Here is an 18,761-nt window from a genome sequence, read left to right on the forward strand (position 1 = left end):
GTCACGCCGCGAGCCCGGCCTGATCGGCAAGACACCCCCTAAGGCAGGCCGTACGCCGTGAGTTCCGGGCGGGAGAGCACCAGGTGGTCGCCGATCAGCAGGGCGTCGGCCGTGGCCAGCGGCGGGTGGTCCCAGTACCGGCGCGGTCTGCCCGACGCCGGGTCCAGGACCGCCACGTACGGGTCCGACGAGCGGCCGAGGAGACCGCGACGGCCGCCCTGGGGGACCGTCACGTACAGGCCGCCCGGACGCAGCCCCAGCAGGTCCAGCCCGCACCCCGTACCGCCGCACCGGGCCGCCTGGCGCTGCCAGCGCAGTGCGCCCGTCTCCGCGTCGAGCGCATGGACCACGTCCCAGCCCTCCGGGCGGTGTGAGGCCGCGTACACGGTGCCGCGTTCGACCAGCAGCCCGTCCGCCGGGGCGCCCAGCGCATGGCGCCACACCTCCCGGCCGGAACCCTGGTCCAGGGCCAGCAGCGCGCCTTCGTCCAGGAGGTGGACGAGTCCGCTCCCGGACAGCCGCGGATCGTGCAGCGTGCGCGCCGTGGGGCGGGACCGCCGGAAGGACCACACCGGGCGGCCGGTCGGCAGGTGCAGCGCCCGCAGCCGCAGCTCGTCCGCGAGGACCAGGCAGTCGCCCACCGCGGCGGGGGAGCGCGTCGTCGGGTCGGGTACGGGGCGCTGCCACAGCACCTCGCCCGTCGCCGCCCGCAGCGCGGTCAGGTCCCCCGGCGCCCCGTGCACCAGCACCGGCCCGGCGCTGCGCAGCGGCCGCGGCCCGGGGAGGGCCGGGAGGTCCGCACGCCCGGTGCCGGGCAGCGGCCGTGTGCCGGGCATCGGCCGTGTGCCGGGCAGGTCTCGCCACCACCGCACCCGCCCGTCGCGCGGCTCGCGCGCGAGCAGCCGTACCCCGGGCACGCCGTCCCGCCGGACCTCGACGTACACCGTGGCCGCGTCCGCCGCGCAGGACACCAGGAGCGGCCCGGTCCCGGGCAGCGGCGGCGCGGCCGCGCCCACGCCCTCGTCGGAGTGGGCCGTCCAGCGGGTCGTGCCCTCCTCGGCCCGTACGCAGCCCACCTCGGTCCCCGACCGCCACACCACGTGGGCGCCGGCCGCGTACGCGGCGTCCGGCCGGGCGGCGGTGTGCCAGGCGAGGGCCCCGGGCTCGGGACGACGCTTCGGCCCCGGGCCGCTCGTGCGCATCCCGGACCCCGCGTCCCGGCCGCCCAGGACCCTGATCCCGGACGGCGGCGGGCTCCCGGCGGCGGCGGCCTCCGCCAGCCAGGGTGCCCGGCCCGTCCCCACGCACAGCCGGGCGACGAGGGCCAGCTGCTGGGCCCGCTTCCCGGGGTCCGGCAGGTTCCGCGCCCGGCCCGCCCACTCCCGCGCCGCCGCCGGGTCCAGCGGCGGCCCGGCGTCCTGCTCGATGTAGATCCGGGCCGTGGCCAGCGAGGCCAGGGCGTGGTCGGCTTTCGCGTCGGCGGCCTCCCCGGGCCGGCGGCCCAGCAGGGCGGCGGCTTGGTTCCGCAGCCGCTCCGCCTCTACGAGCCGACCCTGCTCGGCGTGGTGCGCGGACTCCTCGCGCAGCCAGGCCGCCCGCTCCTCCAGGAACCGCGGCAGCTCCTCCTCGGCCTGCTCCAGCGCCCGGGCCCCGCCCGCCGGATCCCCGGCCCCCGAACGGTCGCGCGCCACCTGGCACAGCGCCAGCAGCCGGCCCCCGGCGGAGCCGATGCGCTCGCTGAGCCGCAGGGCCGCCGCCACGTTGTGCGGGGCGACGGCCAGCACCATGTCGTAGGTGGCGGCCCCGCGCTGCCCGGCGTCCGGTATCAGCGCCAACTGCAGCTCCGCCCCGGCGGGATCGGCCGCCGCGACGGCCGTGTCGATGTGGGCCCGGAGCCGTTTGTCCGCCGGGCTGTCCGCGAAGTGGACCCGGGCGATCTGGACGGCCTGCTCGGGCGCGACCCGGGTCTGGCCCCCGTTGTCAGTGGCCCCCGCTAGGTTGATACGGAGATGTGAGGGGGCCGTGATGATCCGTGCGTACAAGTTCCTCATGCGGCCCACCGTGGGCCAGAGGATCGCGTTAGGCGAAATGCTCCGAGATCACTGCTCGCTGTACAACGGGGCACTGCAGGAACGTCGTGACGCCTACCGGCACCGGTCCAAGACGAACATCAAGTACGGGATGCAGTCCGCGCAGCTTAAGGACATCCGGGCGTTCGACCCGGAGCATCAGGGCCGGTGGTCGTTCTCATCGCAACAGGCCACCCTTCGTCGTCTCGACAAGGCGTTCGCGGCGTTCTTCCGCCGGGTCAAGGCCGGTGATGCTCCCGGCTATCCGCGCTTTCGTGGCGTGAGCTGGTTCGACTCGGTGGAGTTCCCGAAGGACGGCGACGGCTGCCGGTGGCACGCCACCCCGCATGACCCCGTCACCCGCGTCCGCTTCCAGGGTGTCGGGTACGTCAAGGTCAACCAGCACCGTGCCGTGGTCGGCAGGGTCAAGACGGTCTCGGTGAAGCGCGAGGGCCGTAGGTGGTTCGTCGTGCTGACCGCCGAGCAGGACCAGCCCGAACCCCTGCCGTCGACGGGCAGCGTGGTCGGCATCGACCTTGGCATCGCGTTGTTCCTCACCGACTCGAACGGCGTGCACGTCCCCAACCCACGTCACGGCCGCCGCGCTGCCGCCCAGCTCGGGTCCGCACAGCAAGCCCTCGCTCGGTTCCCGCGAGTCCGCAGGGACAAGCGCACCGCCAAACATCGCCGTGCGGTTGAGAAGGTCGCCGCCCTGCACGGCAAAGTCCGCCGTAAGCGGCTCGACCACGCGCACAAGACCGCCCTCGCCCTGGTCCGCGCGCACGATCTCATCGCGCACGAAGACCTCAAGATCCGAAACATGCGCCGGTCGCCCGCGCCGAAGTCGGACCCTCGCGAGGTAGGCGCCTACCTGCCCAATGGGGCCGCCGCCAAGGCCGGGCTCAATAGGTCGATCAACGATGCCGGTTGGGGGGTGTTCCTGACGATCCTGCACGCCAAGGCTGAAAGCGCCGGACGGGAAGTGATCGCCGTGGACCCCCGCAACACCTCCCGGACCTGCCCCGAATGCGGGCACGTCGCAGCGGAGAACCGGCCCACACAGGAGAAGTTCCACTGCGTCTTGTGCGGCCACCAGGCGCACGCCGACACAGTCGGAGCACTCAACGTCCTACGGGCCGGGCTGGTCCGTCGCACCGCTGGTACGGCGTAGCGAGAAGCCCCCGGATTCGTCCGGGGGAGGAGTCACCACGATGAAGAGCTGCCCCTCCTCCTGGCCCACGTCGTGCACGACGGTGATGCCGGGATGCTGGAGCCGCGCCCCGATGGTGGCCTCGCGCCGGAAGCGGGCGACCGCCTCGTCGGACATGGCCGTCTCCAGGAGCACCTTCACCGCCACGGCCCGTTCCAGTGCCGTGTCGTGCGCCCGCCACACCTCGCCGAAGCCGCCCTTGCCGAGCCGCTGTTCGAGGCGGTACCGGTCCGCCAGCTGATCCCCCACCCGCACCGCGAAAGCCCCCTGACATGACGTCAACGACGTTGCTCAGGGGGCATTCTGTCGTGCCAAGTGAACAGCTGGGGGCGGCTATGTGCCGGAACGCCGCCGGATCTTGCTCCCCAGCCACACCAGCGGGTCGTACTTGCGGTCCACGGCCCGCTCCTTCAGCGGGATCAGGGCGTTGTCGGTGATCTTGATCCCCTCGGGGCAGACCTCCGTGCAGCACTTGGTGATGTTGCAGTAGCCGAGCCCGTGCTCCTCCTGCGCCGTGCGCTTGCGGTCCAGGCCCGCCTCGGCCGCCGCGTCCAGCGGGTGCATGTCCAGCTCCGCCACCCGCATCAGGAAGCGCGGACCGGCGAAGGCGCCCTTGTTCTCCTCGTGGTCGCGCACCACGTGACAGGTGTCCTGGCACAGGAAGCACTCGATGCACTTGCGGAACTCCTGCGAGCGCTCCACGTCGATCTGCTGCATCCGGTACTCGCCCGGAGCCACCCCGGCGGGCGGCACGAAGGCGGGCACCTCGCGCGCCTTCTGGTAGTTGAAGGACACGTCCGTCACCAGGTCGCGGACGACCGGGAAGGCCCGCAACGGGGTCACGGTGATCGTCTCCTCGCGGGAGAAGGTCGACATCCGCGTCATGCACATCAGCCGCGGCCGCCCGTTGACCTCCGCGCTGCACGAACCGCACTTGCCCGCCTTGCAGTTCCACCGCACCGCGAGGTCGGAGGCCTGGGTGGCCTGGAGCCGGTGGACGATGTCCAGCACCACCTCCCCGTCGTGCACCTCCACGGTGAAGTCGCGCAGCTCACCGCCCTCCGCGTCGCCCCGCCAGATCCGGAACGCGGCATCGTAGGTGCTCATTCGTACAGCTCCTCTTCGGCGAGGTACTTGACCAGCTCTTCCTTCTCGAAGAGCGCGAGCAGGTCGGATCGGATGGGATCGGTGCGCACCCGGGTCAGCTCGATCCGGTCCGCCGCGGGGTCCGACGGAGCGGGGTCGACGGGCCGGCACATCAGGTTCACCGGCCGCCAGGAGCGCTCCATCGCCGGGCAGTCCTCGCGGGTGTGCCCGCCCCGGCTCTCGGTGCGCTCCAGGGCCGCGCGGGCCACGCACTCGCTGACCAGCAGCATGTTGCGCAGGTCCAGGGCCAGGTGCCAGCCCGGGTTGAACTGCCGGTGCCCCTCGACCCCGGCCCGGGAGGCCCGTACGCGCAGGGCCGCGAGCTTCTCCAGGGCCTGGGCCATCTCGCCCTCGCGGCGGATGATCCCGACGAGGTCGTTCATGGCCGTCTGGAGCTCCTGGTGGAGGGTGTACGGGTTCTCCGCGCCCTCGGCGGCGTGGAACGGGGCCAGCGCCTCCGCGGCCGCCGCGTCGATCTGCGCCTGGGACACCTCGGGCCGCCCGCCGACGGCCGGGGCGTCCCGCGCCGCGTACTCGGCGGCGTGCAGCCCGGCCCGGCGGCCGAAGACCAGCAGGTCGGAGAGGGAGTTCCCGCCGAGCCGGTTCGAGCCGTGCATCCCGCCCGCGACCTCACCGGCGGCGAACAGGCCCGGCACCCCGAGGGTGGCGGCCGTATCGGACTCGACCGCGATGCCGCCCATCACGTAGTGGCAGGTCGGGCCGACCTCCATCGGTTCGGCGGTGATGTCCACGTCCGCCAGCTCCTTGAACTGGTGGTACATCGACGGGAGCCGCCGCTTGATCTTCTCGGCCGGCATCCGGGTGGACACGTCGAGGAACACCCCGCCGTGCGGGGACCCGCGCCCGGCCTTGACCTCGGAGTTGATGGCGCGGGCCACCTCGTCGCGGGGGAGCAGCTCGGGCGGGCGCCGGTTGTGGTCGGGGTCCTCGTACCAGCGGTCGCCCTCCTCCTCGGACTCCGCGTACTTCTCCTTGAACACGTCCGGGACGTAGTCGAACATGAACCGCTTGCCCTCGCTGTTGCGCAGCACCCCGCCGTCGCCGCGCACCGACTCGGTGACGAGGATCCCCTTCACCGAGGGCGGCCAGACCATGCCGGTCGGGTGGAACTGCACGAACTCCATGTTCAGCAGCGGCGCCCCGGCGAGCAGCGCCAGCGCGTGGCCGTCGCCGGTGTACTCCCACGAGTTGGACGTGGTCTTGAAGGACTTGCCGATGCCGCCCGTGGCCAGCACCACCGCCGGAGCCTCCAGGACGAAGAACCGCCCGGTCTCGCGCTCGTAGCAGAAGGTCCCGGACACCTTCTCGCCGTCTTTCAGGACCCTCGTGACCGTGCACTCCTGGAAGACCTTGAGCCGGGCCTCGTAGTCCCCGTACTCCTTGAAGTCCTCCTGCTGGAGCTGCACGATCTTCTGCTGGAGGGTGCGGATCAGCTCCAGCCCGGTCCGGTCGCCGACGTGCGCGAGCCGCGGGTACTCGTGCCCGCCGAAGTTGCGCTGCGAGATCTTCCCGTCGGGCGTGCGGTCGAAGAGCGCGCCCCAGGTCTCCAGCTCCCAGACCCGGTCCGGGGCCTCCTTGGCGTGGAGCTCCGCCATCCGCCACTGGTTCAGGAACTTGCCGCCGCGCATGGTGTCGCGGAAGTGGACCTGCCAGTTGTCGCCCTCGTTGACGTTGCCCATGGAGGCGGCGATCCCGCCCTCCGCCATCACGGTGTGGGCCTTGCCGAAGAGGGATTTGCAGATCACGGCCGTACGGGCGCCCCGCTCGCGCGCCTCGATCGCGGCCCGCAGCCCGGCGCCGCCCGCGCCGACCACGACCACGTCCCACTGCTGCCGTTCGACTTGGGTCACTAGAAGATCCTCGGGTCGGAGAAGGCGCCGCTGGCCACCAGGTACACGTAGAAGTCGCACGCGGCGACGCTGATCAGGGAGGCCCACGCCAGCTGCATGTGGCGGGTGTTGAGCCTGCTGATCCAGCCCCACAGGCGGTAGCGCACCGGGTGCTTGGAGAAGTGCTTGAGGCGGCCGCCCATGATGTGCCGGCAGGAGTGGCAGGACAGCGTGTAGGCCCAGATCAGCGCGATGTTGACGACGAAGAGCAGCGTTCCGAGGCCCATGTGGCCCCACGCGTACTGCTCGTCGCGGAAGGTCAGCACGGTGTCGTAGGTGAGGATGCCCGCGACCGGCAGCGCCGCGTAGAAGAAGTAGCGGTGCATGTTCTGGAAGATCAGCGGGAAGCGGGTCTCGCCGCTGTACGAGGCGTGCGGCTCGGCGACGGCGCAGGCGGGCGGCGAGGCCCAGAAGCCCCGGTAGTAGGCCTTGCGGTAGTAGTAGCAGGTCAGCCGGAAGCCGAGCGGGAAGACCAGGATCAGCAGCGCGGGGGACAGGCCCCACCAACTGCCGAAGAGGTCGAGGTTCGGGCCGCCGCGCATGTCCTGGCAGTTCTCCGCGAGGCACGGGGAGTAGAAGGGGGAGACGTACGGCGCCGCGTAGTAGTCGGCGTTGGCGAAGGCCCGCCAGGTCGAGTAGACGATGAAGGCGAGCAGCCCGGCCGCGGTGCCGGCGGGGGAGAGCCACCACCGGTCGGTCCGCAGGTGCCGGGCCTCGATCGCGGCCCGCGAGGCGTCGTGGACGCCGCCGGGCCGCTGTGGGGATGGTTGGGTGCCTGTGGCCAAGAGGGACTCCGGGTGGAGTGATGAGGGGTGCCCCACCGGGCCCGGCCGCCGTCGCTGCGGGTGACCGGGCCCGGTGGGGCGTGCGGGAGGGGTGGGTCAGGGGGCGCGGCGGTCGCGGGCGCCGAGACCCTCGTCGTCGGCGTCCGTCCACAGCGAGCTGTCGTACGGGGTGTCCGGGACGCTGACCATTCCGCCCTCGCCGGGAGGCCGGGGGGCGGCCGGCGCCTGCCGGGTCGTGCTCTCGACGTCCCTCTCCAGCTGCTCCACCGAGCGGACCAGCTCGTTCAGGTTGCGCCGTACGGCGGTCAAATCGTCTTGCAGGGACATGATTTGCCCTCACTTCCGCTTGGGTGCGGTGGCAGCGCTCATGTGCGCCTGAGAGTGTCGCGCCTCCCGTCCCCGGTTGTGAAGGGACGTGCAGCGATTGCGGGCGCGCAGGCGCGAACTGTGCGCCCCTCCCTGCCCCCATTTTCATCCCTCTTACGGGGGAACGCCCGCTCGGAACGCAAGCCGGATTGGTCCGCACGGGTGGGGTTCGCGGCGTGGCGAGGGTCGGCTGCGGTGGGTGCGGCGGGGTGTCGATTTCAGTGGGTTTCGGCACCCAGTGTGATCAGCTCCATATACCGCCGAACGTGATCAAAACATCCCCTTTCACGGCTCCCCCCACGCCCCGTCCCGGAGGTACCACCCATGTCCCAGAGAAGGCGCAGGTCCTTGGCGCTCCTGACCTCGGGAGTTCTTGCACTGCCGCTGCTCGCGGGCTGCGGCGCGGGTGAAGACGAGGGCGGCCCGGCCGCCGCCGGGCAGGACATCGCGACCGCCACGCGCGACAAGGTCGCCGACGGCGGGGTGCTGCGGTGGGCCGTGGACTCCATGCCGGGCACGCTCAACGCCTTCCAGGCCGATGCGGACGCCACCACCAACCGGATCGCCGGGGCGGTCCTGCCCCAGCTGTTCGTGCTGGACGGCAAGGGGCGGCCGGTGGCCAATCCCGACTACCTGGAGAAGGCCGAGGTCGTAGAGCGGGAGCCCAAGCAGGTCGTCCTGTATAAGCTCAACCAGCAGGCGGTCTGGAGCGACGGCCGGGAGATCGGCGCCGCCGACTTCGTCGCCCAGTGGCGGGCCCTGAACGGCAAGGACTCCGCGTACTGGACGGCGCGCAACGCCGGCTACGACCGGATCGAGAAGATCGAGCGCGGCAAGACGGACCTGGAGGTCAAGGTCACCTTCGTCAGGCCGTACGCCGACTGGCGCTCCCTCTTCAGCCCCCTTTATCCCAAGCAGGTCACCGGCACCCCGGAGAGCTTCAACGAGGGAGCCCGGGGCGCCCTGAAGGTCACCGCGGGCCCCTTCGGGCTGGGCGCCATCGACAAGAAGACCGGTACGGCCTCGCTGACCCGCAACCCGCGCTGGTGGGGCAGCCCCGCCAAGCTCGACACCCTGATCCTCACCGCCGTGCCCCGCTCCGAGCGCCCGGCCGCGCTGGCCGCCGGCAAGCTCGACCTGGCGGAGATCGACCGCACCGGCGCCGACCGGATCGCCCTGGCCCGCCGCGCGGCCGCCAAGGGCGCCGGGGGTGCGGGGGCCCACGGCCCGGCCGCCTCGGTGACCCCCGCGCAGGCCACCCGGTCGTGGGCGCTCGCCTTCGGGGCGGACGAGGACAAGGCAAAGGAGGCGCAGGCCACCCGCCAGAAGCAGGCGGAGGCGGTGAAGCGGTACGCCGAGGAGCAGACCGCCCTGCGCGGCTTCACCGTCCGCAAGTCCCTGGAGCCGGCCTACACCCAGCTCGCCATGAACGGCGCGAGCGGCCCGCTCGCCGACGAGCGGGTACGCCGCGCCGTGGCCCGCGCCCTGGACCGCCAGGCGCTCGCAGACATCGTCCTGAAGCCGCTGGGCCTGCCCGCGAAGCCGGTGGGCAGCCACCTCGCGCTGGCCGGGCAGCAGGCGTACGCCGACAACAGCGACGCCCTCGGCGGCCAGGACACCCAGGCCTCGCAGGCCCTGCTCGCCGACGCCGGCTGGCGCCGCGGCGGCAAGCTCACCGAGCCGGCGGGCGCGAAGGCGGGCCCGGAGGCCGAGAAGGAGACGGACGACTCGAAGACCCCGTCAGGGCCGGGCACCGGAAACGACGGCCTCTACATCGTCGGCCAGGACGACGAGCGCAACGGCGACGGGCAGAGCGGCGCCCGCACCGACGACGGCAAGCCGGGCGACGCCGCCCGGGCCGCCGTGGCCGCCCTGCGCGCGGCCCACCCCGACGACCGCCCCGAAGGCCCCGAGGACCCGGCCGGCCTGGACGGCCTGCCCGAAGGCCGGTACGGCCGCTCCGCCCCCGACGGAGAGATCGTCGACGCCGACGCCTTCGCCGCGAGCGGGCGGAGCCGCCCCTCCCCGGTGCTCGCCCCGGCCCCCTTCGCGGCCCTCCAGGAGCAGCACCTGCGCGCCCAGGCCGACGCCCAGGCCGATGCCGTGGCCGACGCCGTGGACGACGGCAAGCGCAGCCCGGCCCTGGACGCCGTGGCCGCCGCCGAACCGGCGGACCAGGCGAGCACCGCGCCAACCCCCGCCAAGCAGGCCGTACGCACCTCCGGCAGCATGCTCGCCAAGGACGGCAAGCCGCTCACCCTGCGCTTCGTCCTGCCGGCCGGCCCCGGCTCGGAGGCGCTGCGCACGGTCGGCGAGCGGATCTCCCAGATGCTCCAGAAGGTCGGCGTGCAGACCGAGCTGACCAAGGTGGCCGACGAGAGCTTCTTCAAGGACCACATCGCCTCGGGCCAGTACGACCTGGCGCTCTACTCGTGGCCCGCGACCGCCTACCCGGCCACCGACGCCCGGCCCATCTTCGCCAAGCCGGAGCCGGCCGCCGACGGCTCGCTGCTGGTCGAACAGAACTACACCCGGGTCGGCACCGACCACATCGACCAGCTCTTCGACCAGGCGCTCGGCGAGCTGGACGAGGCGGCCTCCCGCGAGCTGATGCGCAAGGCGGACGCCCGGATCTGGGCGACGGCCGGGTCCATCCCGCTCTACCAGCGCCCCGAGCTGGTGGCAGTGAAGCCGGGCCTCACGAACGCGGGCGCCTTCGGCATGGGGGCCCCGCGCTACCAGGACATCGGCTGGAAGAAGCCGGCGACGGCGAAGGACAAGAAGGCGAAGAAGTGATGACGAACGGGTGCATCCCGGGTTGAGCGGGGCTCCGCAAGCTCAGATGTGACTCAAGTCCCTTGCCCGTCGGATCACCGGCGGGCAAGGTCGTACGTACCCGTTGACCCGCGTGTTTGCAGGCATCACCTACGGCCCGGTCCCCCCACCCAGGACTCGGCCGCGCTCAGTCGTCCGGCCTCTTGACAGACCCCCCGGCAGGCGGTTCCCTCCAGCCGACGTACGATGGGGTAAGGCCGTGGCAGGTTTTCCGCCCGGTCGAGGCGCGCGTGCCGGACCGTACGCGTCGCCATCCACGATCCCGGGAGAAGCGCCGAAGTGCCCACGCGCCACGACATCCGTAACGTCGCCATCGTCGCCCACGTCGACCATGGCAAGACGACCATCGTCGATGCCATGCTCAAGCAGGCCGGTGCCTTCGCCGCCCACCAGCACCTCGACGACCGCATGATGGACTCGAACGACCTGGAGCGTGAGAAGGGCATCACGATCCTCGCCAAGAACACGGCGGTGAAGTACCACCCGAAGGACGGGTCGGCCCCGATCACGATCAACATCATCGACACCCCCGGCCACGCCGACTTCGGTGGTGAGGTCGAGCGCGGTCTGTCGATGGTGGACGCCGTCGTCCTGCTGGTGGACGCCTCCGAGGGTCCCCTGCCCCAGACCCGCTTCGTCCTGCGCAAGGCCCTGCAGGCGAAGATGCCGGTCATCCTCTGCATCAACAAGACGGACCGTCCGGACTCCCGGATCGACGAGGTCGTCAACGAGACGTACGACCTCTTCCTCGACCTGGACGCCGACGAGGAGCAGATCGAGTTCCCGATCGTCTACGCCTGTGGCCGTGACGGCGTGGCCTCGCTGACCAAGCCCGAGGACGGCACCGTCCCCGCGGACAGCGACAGCCTGGAGCCCTTCTTCTCCACCATCCTGGCCCACGTCCCGGCCCCGGTGTACGACGAGGAGGCCCCCCTCCAGGCCCACGTCACCAACCTGGACGCGGACAACTTCCTCGGCCGCATCGCGCTGGTGCGCGTCGAGCAGGGCGAGCTCCGCAAGGGCCAGACCGTCACCTGGATCAAGCGTGACGGCACGATGTCGAACGTCCGCATCACCGAGCTGATGATGACCGAGGCGCTCACCCGCAAGCCGGCCGAGGTGGCGGGCCCGGGTGACATCTGCGCGGTCGCCGGTTTCCCCGACATCATGATCGGCGAGACCCTGGCCGACCCGGAGAACCCGATCGCGCTTCCGCTGATCTCGGTCGACGAGCCGGCGATCTCGATGACCATCGGTACGAACACCTCCCCGATGGTCGGCCGCGGCGGCAGCGGCAAGGGCGCGGACGCCAAGTCCGCGGTCAAGGACCGCAAGGTCACCGCCCGCCAGGTCAAGGACCGTCTGGACCGCGAGCTGGTCGGTAACGTCTCGCTCCGCGTCCTCGACACCGAGCGTCCCGACGCCTGGGAGGTCCAGGGCCGTGGTGAGCTCGCGCTCGCCATCCTGGTCGAGCAGATGCGCCGCGAGGGCTTCGAGCTGACCATCGGCAAGCCGCAGGTGGTCACGCAGGAGATCGACGGCAAGGTGCACGAGCCGGTCGAGCGCATGACGGTCGACGTCCCCGAGGAGCACATGGGCGCGGTCACGCAGCTCATGGGCATCCGCAAGGGCCGCATGGACAACATGTCGAACCACGGCTCCGGCTGGGTCCGCATGGAGTTCGTCGTCCCGTCGCGCGGCCTCATCGGCTTCCGTACGGAGTTCCTGACCGGTACGCGCGGTACGGGGATCGCCCACTCGATCCACGAGGGCCACGAGCCGTGGTTCGGCCCGCTGGTCACCCGTAACAACGGTTCGCTGGTCTCCGACCGCGCCGGTTCGGTCACGCCGTTCGCGATGATCAACCTGCAGGAGCGCGGCGTCCTGTTCACCGACCCCGGCACGGAGGTGTACGAGGGCATGATCATCGGCGAGAACTCGCGCGCCGACGACATGGACGTGAACATCACCAAGGAGAAGAAGCTCACCAACATGCGTGCGGCTTCCGCGGACAACACCGAGAACGTGGTGCCGCCCCGCAAGCTCTCCCTGGAGCAGTCCCTGGAGTTCTGCCGCGACGACGAATGTGTCGAGGTGACCCCGGAGGCCGTCCGCATCCGCAAGGTCGTCCTGGACCAGAAGGAGCGCTCGCGCTCCGCGTCGCGCGCCAAGTCCGGCAAGTAGTCGCGTAGGACCTGGGTCACACCTGGGTCCCGCCCGGTACGGGCTTTTGTGAACAGCCCCCTTCGTCACGCACGCCGTGACGAAGGGGGCTGTTCGCTTTTGTCAAGCGGATTGTTTCGGTCCGGTGTCCGCATACCGACCGTGACACTCCGGAAGAAGAGCTAACAGTCCGTTTCGTTCATGTCTGTCTCCTATCCGTTTGTCCGGATTTCGGGTTTTAGCCGTAGTGCGATGTTGTGAAAACGAGACCACTTAAGTGTGGTTTACGGTCAGGGCGTCCCTGAGGATGGCTCCATTGAGCTCGGGTCAATGGGTCACACGCTGTGGGGAGCGTCGACTCACGAGCACACTCGGGACACCGGTCCTATCGCCGTCAGGGGTGTCGGCGAAGCGCACCTGTGTCCTTCACATCAGACAGTGGACTCATGAGGAGGAAACCCATGCGCGGTGCCAAGAGCGCCAAGTGGGTAGCGGGCGCGATTGTCGTCGCCCTGGCAGCGACTGCCTGTGGCGGCGGTGGCGAGAAGGCCGGCGCCAAGGGCGAGGTTGACCCGAACGGCATCTTCTCGATCGAGGTGGGCGAGCCGGAGAAGCTCCTCCAGCCGGCCGACACGATGGAGTCCAACGGCTCGATCGTCATGTCGGGCCTGTTCGCCCAGCTCGTCGACTACGACGCCGACGGCAAGCTCGTCATGGTGAACGCCGAGTCGGTCAAGTCGGACGACAGCAAGCTGTGGACCGTCAAGCTGAAGCCGGGCTGGACCTTCCACGACGGCACCAAGGTGACCGCCGAGTCCTACGTCAAGGCGTGGAACTGGGCCGCGAACATCAACAACAAGCAGGGCAACGCGTCCTGGTTCGCCGACATCAAGGGCTTCGAGGCCCTGCACCCCGAGGCCGAGGGCGCCAAGCCCACGGCCGAGGCGCTCGAGGGTCTGAAGATCGTCGACGAGAACTCCTTCACCATCGAGCTCGCCAACGCGGTGCCCTACTTCGGGTACAAGCTCGGCTACGAGGTCTTCTCCCCGCTGCCCGCCTCGTTCTACGCGGACCCCGCGGCCGCCGGTGAGAAGCCGGTCGGCAACGGCCCGTACAAGTTCAAGTCGTGGGAGCACAAGAAGCAGATCGAGCTCACGCGCTTCGACGACTACAAGGGCGAGGACAAGGCGAAGAACGGTGGTGTGATCCTCAAGAACTACACCACCGTCGAGACCGCCTACGAGGACCTGAAGTCGGGCAACGTCGACGTCCTGCGCACCATCGGCCCGAAGGACCTCCCGGTCTACCGTGCCGACCTCGGTGACCGCGCCGTGGACCAGGCGTACTCCGCCGTCCAGACGCTGGCCATCGCGTTCTACGCAGACCAGTGGAAGACCCCGAAGCTGGTCAACCCGAAGGTCATCCAGGGCCTGTCGAAGGCGATCGACCGCGACACCATCACCAAGACCGTGCTCCAGGGCACCCGTGAGCCGGCGACCGGCTGGGTCGCCAAGGGCGTCCTGGGCTACACGCCGACCGGCTCCGGTGACGTCACCAAGTTCGACCCGGCGGCGGCCAAGGCCCTCATTGCCGAGGGTGGCGGCGTCCCGAACAACGAGATCTTCATCCAGTTCAACTCGGATGGCGGTCACAAGGAATGGGTCGAGGCCGTCTGCGGCAGCATCACCCAGTCCACCGGCGTCAAGTGCACCGGCGACGCCAAGCCGGACTTCCAGGCCGACCTCCAGGCCCGCAAGTCCAAGCAGGTCAAGTCGATCTACCGCTCCGGCTGGGTCCTCGACTACCCGGTGAACGCCAACTTCATCAGCGACCTGTTCCGTACGGGCGCCGGTGGCAACCAGGGTGGCTTCACCAACGCCGAGCTCGACGCCAAGATCGCCGCGGCGGACACCGCCCCGAGCCTCGACGAGTCCGTGAAGGCCTACCAGGCCATCGAGAAGGAACTCGTCAACTACATGCCTTCCATCCCGCTCTGGTACTACAAGGTCAACGCGGGCTACTCCGAGAAGGTCCAGAACGTGAAGTACGCCCAGGACGGCGACCCGATCCTCGACCTGGTCGAGGTCAAGAAGTAAGTCCTACCGCGTAATTCCTTTCGACGGATGTGGGCCGGCGGGGAGCCGGCCCACATCCGGGCCTACATGCAGCGCCCGGGGGGCCCTTTCGCGACGCAGTGACGACACCGTCACGCGCGTGCGTGGCGAAAGGGCCCGTCCGGCTGCGCCTGCCGCATCTTCTACGGAGGCATGATGGGGCGCTATGTCGCACGACGACTGCTCCAGATGATCCCGGTCTTCTTCGGGACGACCCTGCTCATCTTCTTTATGGTGTACAGCCTGCCCGGCGACCCCGTGGCCGGACTGTTCGGGGACAAGGGCGCCGACCCGGCCACGCTGGCCGCCCTGCGTCACGAGCACGGTCTGGACCTGCCGATCTGGCAGCAGTACTACAACTACATCACCGGCATCCTGTTCCACTTCGACTTCGGATCCCAGATCCGCAGCGGACGTGAGATCACCGAAGTGATCGGTGCCGCCTTCCCGGTCACCCTGCGCCTCGCCCTCCTGGCGTTCGCCATCGAGATCGTCCTGGGCCTGACCCTCGGGATCGTCGCCGGCCTCAAGGCCGGCAAGCTGGCCGACAACCTGATCCTGATCCTCACCCTGCTGATCATCTCGATGCCGGTCTTCGTCCTCGGCTTCATCGTCAAGTCGGTGTTCGCCTTCCAGCTCGGCTGGATCGACCCGAACGTCAGCACCAATGAGCTGTGGAGCGAACTCCTCGCTCCGGCCATCGTGCTGGGCTCGCTCTCGCTCGCCTACGTGGCCCGCCTGACCCGCACCTCGATGGCCGAGAACCTGCGCGCCGACTACGTGCGCACCGCCGTCGCCAAGGGCCTGCCGAAGCGCCGCGTCATCGGTGTGCACCTCATGCGCAACTCGATGATCCCCGTCGTCACCTTCCTCGGCACCGACATCGGCGCCCTGATGGGCGGCGCCGTCGTCACCGAGGGCATCTTCAACGTCAAGGGCGTCGGCGGGCTGATCTACGAATCGGTCGTCCGTCGCGAGGGACTGACCGTGGTCGGTGTCGTCACCGTCCTGGTCGTCGTCTACCTGATAGCCAGCCTGCTCGTCGACCTCCTCTACGCGGTCATGGACCCGAGGATCCGGTATGCCTGATCTGACCAAGACCGACATCGCGGCGGCCGAGACCTCCGTGGCGCCCGGCGCCCCGGTGGAGCCGGTGAAGGCCGAGAAGGCCCGCAGCCTCTGGGGCGACGCCTGGGCCGACCTGCGTCGCAACCCGTACTTCGTCGTCTCCTCGGCGCTGATCTTCGTACTCCTGCTGATCTCCGCCTTCCCGGGCTGGTTCACCAGCATCGACCCCACCAAGGGCGACCTGGTCAACCACTTCCTCGGCAAGCCGGAGCTGTCCAAGGTCGGTTCCCCCGAGTGGCTCGGCTGGGACGGCCAGGGACGCAGCGTCTACGCGCGCCTCATCTACGGCACCCGCGCCTCGATCATCGTCGCCGTCTGCGTGACCGGGATCGTCACCGTGGTCGGCGGCATCACCGGCATGATCGCCGGCTACTTCGGCGGCGTCATCGACGCGATCATGTCGCGCATCACCGACGTCTTCTTCGGCATCCCGTTCCTGCTCGGCGCGATGGTCGTCCTCCAGGCCTTCACCGACCGCACCGTGTGGACGGTCGTCTTCGCCCTGGCCTTCCTCGGCTGGACGCAGATCAACCGCGTCATGCGCGGCGCGGTCATCACCGTGAAGCAGGCCGACTACGTGCACGCCGCCAAGGCCCTCGGCGCCGGCACCACCCGGATCCTGATCCGGCACATCCTGCCGAACGCCATGGCCCCGGTGATCGTGGTCGCCACGATCGCGCTCGGCGGTTACATCGCGGCGGAGGCCACCCTGTCCTACCTGGGTCTGGGCCTCGCGTCCCCGACCATCTCGTGGGGCGTGGACATCTCCGCCGGTTCGCAGCAGATCCGAGTGGCCCAGCACATCCTGCTGTACCCCTCGATCATGCTCAGCATCACCGTCCTCGCCTTCATCATGCTCGGCGAAGCGGTCCGCAACGCCCTCGACCCGAAGCTGCGCTGAGGAGGGCGTAAGTGATCACTATGGACAACACCTCCAGCGTTCCCTCCCCGCGTGACGGGGACCCGCAGACGCCGCTCCTCGAAGTGCGCGACCTGCACGTCGAGTTCCACACCCGCGACGGTGTGGCCAAGGCCGTCAACGGCGTCAACTACAGCGTGAGCGCCGGCGAGACCCTCGCCGTCCTCGGCGAGTCCGGCTCCGGCAAGTCCGTGACGGCCCAGGCCATCATGGGCATCCTCGACATGCCCCCCGGCAAGATCCCGCAGGGCGAGATCCTCTTCCGCGGCCAGGACATGCTCAAGATGAGCTTCGAGGAGCGGCGCAAGCTGCGTGGCCGGAAGATCGCCATGATCTTCCAGGACGCCCTGTCCTCGCTGAACCCGGTGCTCACCGTCGGCTACCAGCTGGGCGAGATGTTCCGCGTCCACGAGGGCCTGTCGAAGAAGGAAGCCCGGCTCAAGGCCATCGAGCTGATGGAGAAGGTCAAGATCCCGGCGGCGAAGGAACGGGTCGACGACTACCCGCACCACTTCTCCGGCGGTATGCGCCAGCGCATCATGATCGCCATGGCGATCGCGCTGGAGCCCGACCTGATCATCGCGGACGAGCCCACCACGGCCCTGGACGTCACCGTCCAGGCCCAGGTCATGGACTTGCTCGCGGAGCTCCAGCGCGAGCTGAACATGGGCCTGATCCTGATCACCCACGACCTCGGCGTGGTCGCCGACGTCGCGGACAAGATCGCCGTCATGTACGCCGGCCGCATCGTCGAGACCGCTCCGGTCCACGAGATCTACAAGCGCCCGGCGCACCCGTACACCCGCGGCCTGCTGGACTCGATCCCGCGCCTGGACCAGAAGGGCCAGGAGCTCTTCGCGATCAAGGGCCTGCCGCCGAACCTGCTGCGCCTGCCCACCGGCTGCTCGTTCAGCCCGCGCTGCGTCGCCGCGCAGGACGTCTGCCGCTCGGAGATCCCCGTCCTCCAGCCCGTCAGCGAGCAGGACGGCACCGAACTGGCCGGCCGTCACAGCGCGTGCCACTTCTGGAAGGAGCAGCTCCATGGCTGAGCTCACCAACGCCCCCGTGCGCGAGCCGATCCTCCAGGTCCGGGGCCTCGTCAAGCACTTCCCGCTGACCCAGGGAATCCTGTTCAAGAAGCAGGTCGGCGCGGTCAAGGCGGTCGACGGGATCTCCTTCGACCTGTACCAGGGCGAGACCCTCGGCATCGTCGGCGAGTCCGGCTGTGGCAAGTCCACCGTCGCCAAGCTGCTGATGAACCTGGAACGCGCCACCGCCGGCGAGGTCTTCTACAAGGGCCAGGACATCACCAAGCTGTCCGGCCGCGCCCTGAAGGCCGTCCGCCGCAACATCCAGATGGTGTTCCAGGACCCGTACACCTCGCTGAACCCCCGCATGACGGTCGGCGACATCATCGGCGAGACCTACGACATCCACCCCGAGGTGGCCCCCAAGGGCGACCGGCGCCGCAAGGTGCAGGAGCTCCTGGACGTCGTCGGTCTGAACCCGGAGTACATCAACCGGTACCCGCACCAGTTCTCCGGCGGCCAGCGCCAGCGCATCGGCATCGCCCGCGGCCTCGCGCTCAACCCGGAGATCATCATCTGCGACGAGCCGGTCTCCGCGCTCGACGTATCGGTGCAGGCCCAGGTCATCAACCTGATGGAGAAGCTGCAGGAGGAGTTCAACCTCTCCTACATCTTCATCGCGCACGACCTGTCGATCGTCCGGCACATCTCGGACCGCGTCGGCGTCATGTACCTCGGCAAGATGGCCGAGATCGGCACCGACGAGCAGATCTACGAGCACCCGACCCACCCGTACACCCAGGCGCTGCTCTCCGCGGTGCCGGTGCCGGACCCGGCCGCCCGCGAGGGCCGCGAGCGGATCATCCTCACCGGTGACGTCCCCTCGCCGGCCAACCCGCCGTCGGGCTGCCGCTTCCGCACCCGCTGCTGGAAGGCCGAGGAGAAGTGCTCCGTGGAGGAGCCGCTGCTCGCCATCCCGGAGCGCTTCAAGGGCGTCAAGTCCTTCGCCGCGCACGAGTCGGCCTGCCACTTCGCGGAGGAGAAGGCCGTCCTGGCCGTCTGACCTCCCGTAGCGACACCACAGGGCG

14 protein-coding genes are annotated in these 18,761 nt (G+C 69.9%); 8 read left to right on the plus strand and 6 right to left on the minus strand.

Translation table 11 applies throughout. From position 1 onward, the window contains the following. Positions 1–38: 38 nt before the first annotated feature. Positions 39–2,051: an outer membrane protein assembly factor BamB family protein gene (locus AC061S_RS19805; RefSeq protein WP_478687285.1), complete on the minus strand. Its 2,013-nt coding sequence runs from the start codon at positions 2,049–2,051 to the stop codon at positions 39–41. On the opposite strand from AC061S_RS19805, the gene AC061S_RS19810 reads away from it, so the two are divergent. Then, the gene (locus tag AC061S_RS19810; protein ID WP_478687286.1) at positions 2,026–3,240 is read left to right on the plus strand and encodes an RNA-guided endonuclease InsQ/TnpB family protein; all 1,215 of its coding nucleotides are present in this window, start codon (positions 2,026–2,028) and stop codon (positions 3,238–3,240) included. The genes AC061S_RS19805 and AC061S_RS19810 overlap by 26 nt on opposite strands. Here the strand turns inward: AC061S_RS19810 and AC061S_RS19815 are convergent. The 5 genes from AC061S_RS19815 to AC061S_RS19835 all read right to left on the minus strand — a co-directional run bounded on the left by AC061S_RS19815 (position 3,199) and on the right by AC061S_RS19835 (position 7,447). Further along, on the minus strand, positions 3,199–3,528 hold the full coding sequence (locus AC061S_RS19815; protein ID WP_478687287.1) for a protein kinase domain-containing protein: 330 nt from the start codon (positions 3,526–3,528) through the stop codon (positions 3,199–3,201). The two genes, AC061S_RS19810 and AC061S_RS19815, sit on opposite strands and share 42 nt — an antisense overlap. An 84-nt stretch (positions 3,529–3,612) precedes the next feature. Next, entirely contained in the window at positions 3,613–4,386 is a 774-nt protein-coding gene (locus AC061S_RS19820) for a succinate dehydrogenase/fumarate reductase iron-sulfur subunit (RefSeq protein WP_389696423.1), read from the minus strand. Beyond that, complete coding sequence (locus AC061S_RS19825; protein ID WP_478687288.1) at positions 4,383–6,296, minus strand: fumarate reductase/succinate dehydrogenase flavoprotein subunit; 1,914 nt, start codon at positions 6,294–6,296, stop codon at positions 4,383–4,385. The genes AC061S_RS19820 and AC061S_RS19825 overlap by 4 nt, the downstream gene beginning before the upstream one ends. Then, on the minus strand, positions 6,296–7,120 hold the full coding sequence (locus tag AC061S_RS19830; protein WP_478687289.1) for a hypothetical protein: 825 nt from the start codon (positions 7,118–7,120) through the stop codon (positions 6,296–6,298). The genes AC061S_RS19825 and AC061S_RS19830 overlap by 1 nt, the downstream gene beginning before the upstream one ends. Positions 7,121–7,216: 96 nt before the next feature. Further along, positions 7,217–7,447 (minus strand): hypothetical protein, encoded by a 231-nt coding sequence (locus tag AC061S_RS19835; protein ID WP_478687290.1) that lies wholly within the window; start codon positions 7,445–7,447, stop codon positions 7,217–7,219. A gap of 363 nt (positions 7,448–7,810) precedes the next feature. Between AC061S_RS19835 and AC061S_RS19840 the strand changes: the two genes are divergently transcribed. The 7 genes from AC061S_RS19840 (at position 7,811) to AC061S_RS19870 (ending at position 18,736) form a co-directional block, all read left to right on the plus strand. After that, the gene (locus AC061S_RS19840) at positions 7,811–10,282 is read left to right on the plus strand and encodes an ABC transporter family substrate-binding protein (protein WP_478687291.1); all 2,472 of its coding nucleotides are present in this window, start codon (positions 7,811–7,813) and stop codon (positions 10,280–10,282) included. 318 nt (positions 10,283–10,600) lie between these two features. After that, positions 10,601–12,505, plus strand: a complete 1,905-nt coding sequence (gene typA, locus AC061S_RS19845) for a translational GTPase TypA (protein WP_478687292.1) — start codon at positions 10,601–10,603, stop codon at positions 12,503–12,505. Between the two features lie 440 nt (positions 12,506–12,945). Then, the gene (locus tag AC061S_RS19850) at positions 12,946–14,580 is read left to right on the plus strand and encodes a peptide ABC transporter substrate-binding protein (protein WP_478687293.1); all 1,635 of its coding nucleotides are present in this window, start codon (positions 12,946–12,948) and stop codon (positions 14,578–14,580) included. 174 nt (positions 14,581–14,754) lie between these two features. Next, positions 14,755–15,687 carry an ABC transporter permease gene (locus tag AC061S_RS19855; protein ID WP_478687309.1) on the plus strand — a complete coding sequence of 311 codons (933 nt, stop codon included), beginning with the start codon at positions 14,755–14,757 and terminating at the stop codon, positions 15,685–15,687. Further along, positions 15,680–16,627 carry an ABC transporter permease gene (locus AC061S_RS19860; RefSeq protein WP_478687294.1) on the plus strand — a complete coding sequence of 316 codons (948 nt, stop codon included), beginning with the start codon at positions 15,680–15,682 and terminating at the stop codon, positions 16,625–16,627. Before AC061S_RS19855 ends, AC061S_RS19860 begins: the two co-directional genes overlap by 8 nt. Before the next feature lie 20 nt (positions 16,628–16,647). After that, positions 16,648–17,694 (plus strand): ABC transporter ATP-binding protein, encoded by a 1,047-nt coding sequence (locus tag AC061S_RS19865; RefSeq protein WP_478687310.1) that lies wholly within the window; start codon positions 16,648–16,650, stop codon positions 17,692–17,694. Then, the gene (locus AC061S_RS19870; protein WP_478687295.1) at positions 17,687–18,736 is read left to right on the plus strand and encodes an ABC transporter ATP-binding protein; all 1,050 of its coding nucleotides are present in this window, start codon (positions 17,687–17,689) and stop codon (positions 18,734–18,736) included. The genes AC061S_RS19865 and AC061S_RS19870 overlap by 8 nt, the downstream gene beginning before the upstream one ends. Positions 18,737–18,761 lie beyond the last annotated feature (25 nt).

The sequence above is a fragment of the Streptomyces sp. CA189 genome (assembly GCF_056428985.1).

Coding starts and splice junctions, on each gene's coding strand:
- AC061S_RS19810 (WP_478687286.1), top strand. CDS start 2,026: ATGATCCGTGCGTACAAGTTCCTCATGCGGCCCACCGTGGGCCAGAGG.
- AC061S_RS19860 (WP_478687294.1), top strand. CDS start 15,680: ATGCCTGATCTGACCAAGACCGACATCGCGGCGGCCGAGACCTCCGTG.
- AC061S_RS19805 (WP_478687285.1), bottom strand. CDS start 2,051: ATGAGGAACTTGTACGCACGGATCATCACGGCCCCCTCACATCTCCGT.
- AC061S_RS19850 (WP_478687293.1), top strand. CDS start 12,946: ATGCGCGGTGCCAAGAGCGCCAAGTGGGTAGCGGGCGCGATTGTCGTC.
- AC061S_RS19820 (WP_389696423.1), bottom strand. CDS start 4,386: ATGAGCACCTACGATGCCGCGTTCCGGATCTGGCGGGGCGACGCGGAG.
- AC061S_RS19870 (WP_478687295.1), top strand. CDS start 17,687: ATGGCTGAGCTCACCAACGCCCCCGTGCGCGAGCCGATCCTCCAGGTC.
- AC061S_RS19840 (WP_478687291.1), top strand. CDS start 7,811: ATGTCCCAGAGAAGGCGCAGGTCCTTGGCGCTCCTGACCTCGGGAGTT.
- AC061S_RS19865 (WP_478687310.1), top strand. CDS start 16,648: ATGGACAACACCTCCAGCGTTCCCTCCCCGCGTGACGGGGACCCGCAG.
- AC061S_RS19855 (WP_478687309.1), top strand. CDS start 14,755: ATGGGGCGCTATGTCGCACGACGACTGCTCCAGATGATCCCGGTCTTC.
- AC061S_RS19835 (WP_478687290.1), bottom strand. CDS start 7,447: ATGTCCCTGCAAGACGATTTGACCGCCGTACGGCGCAACCTGAACGAG.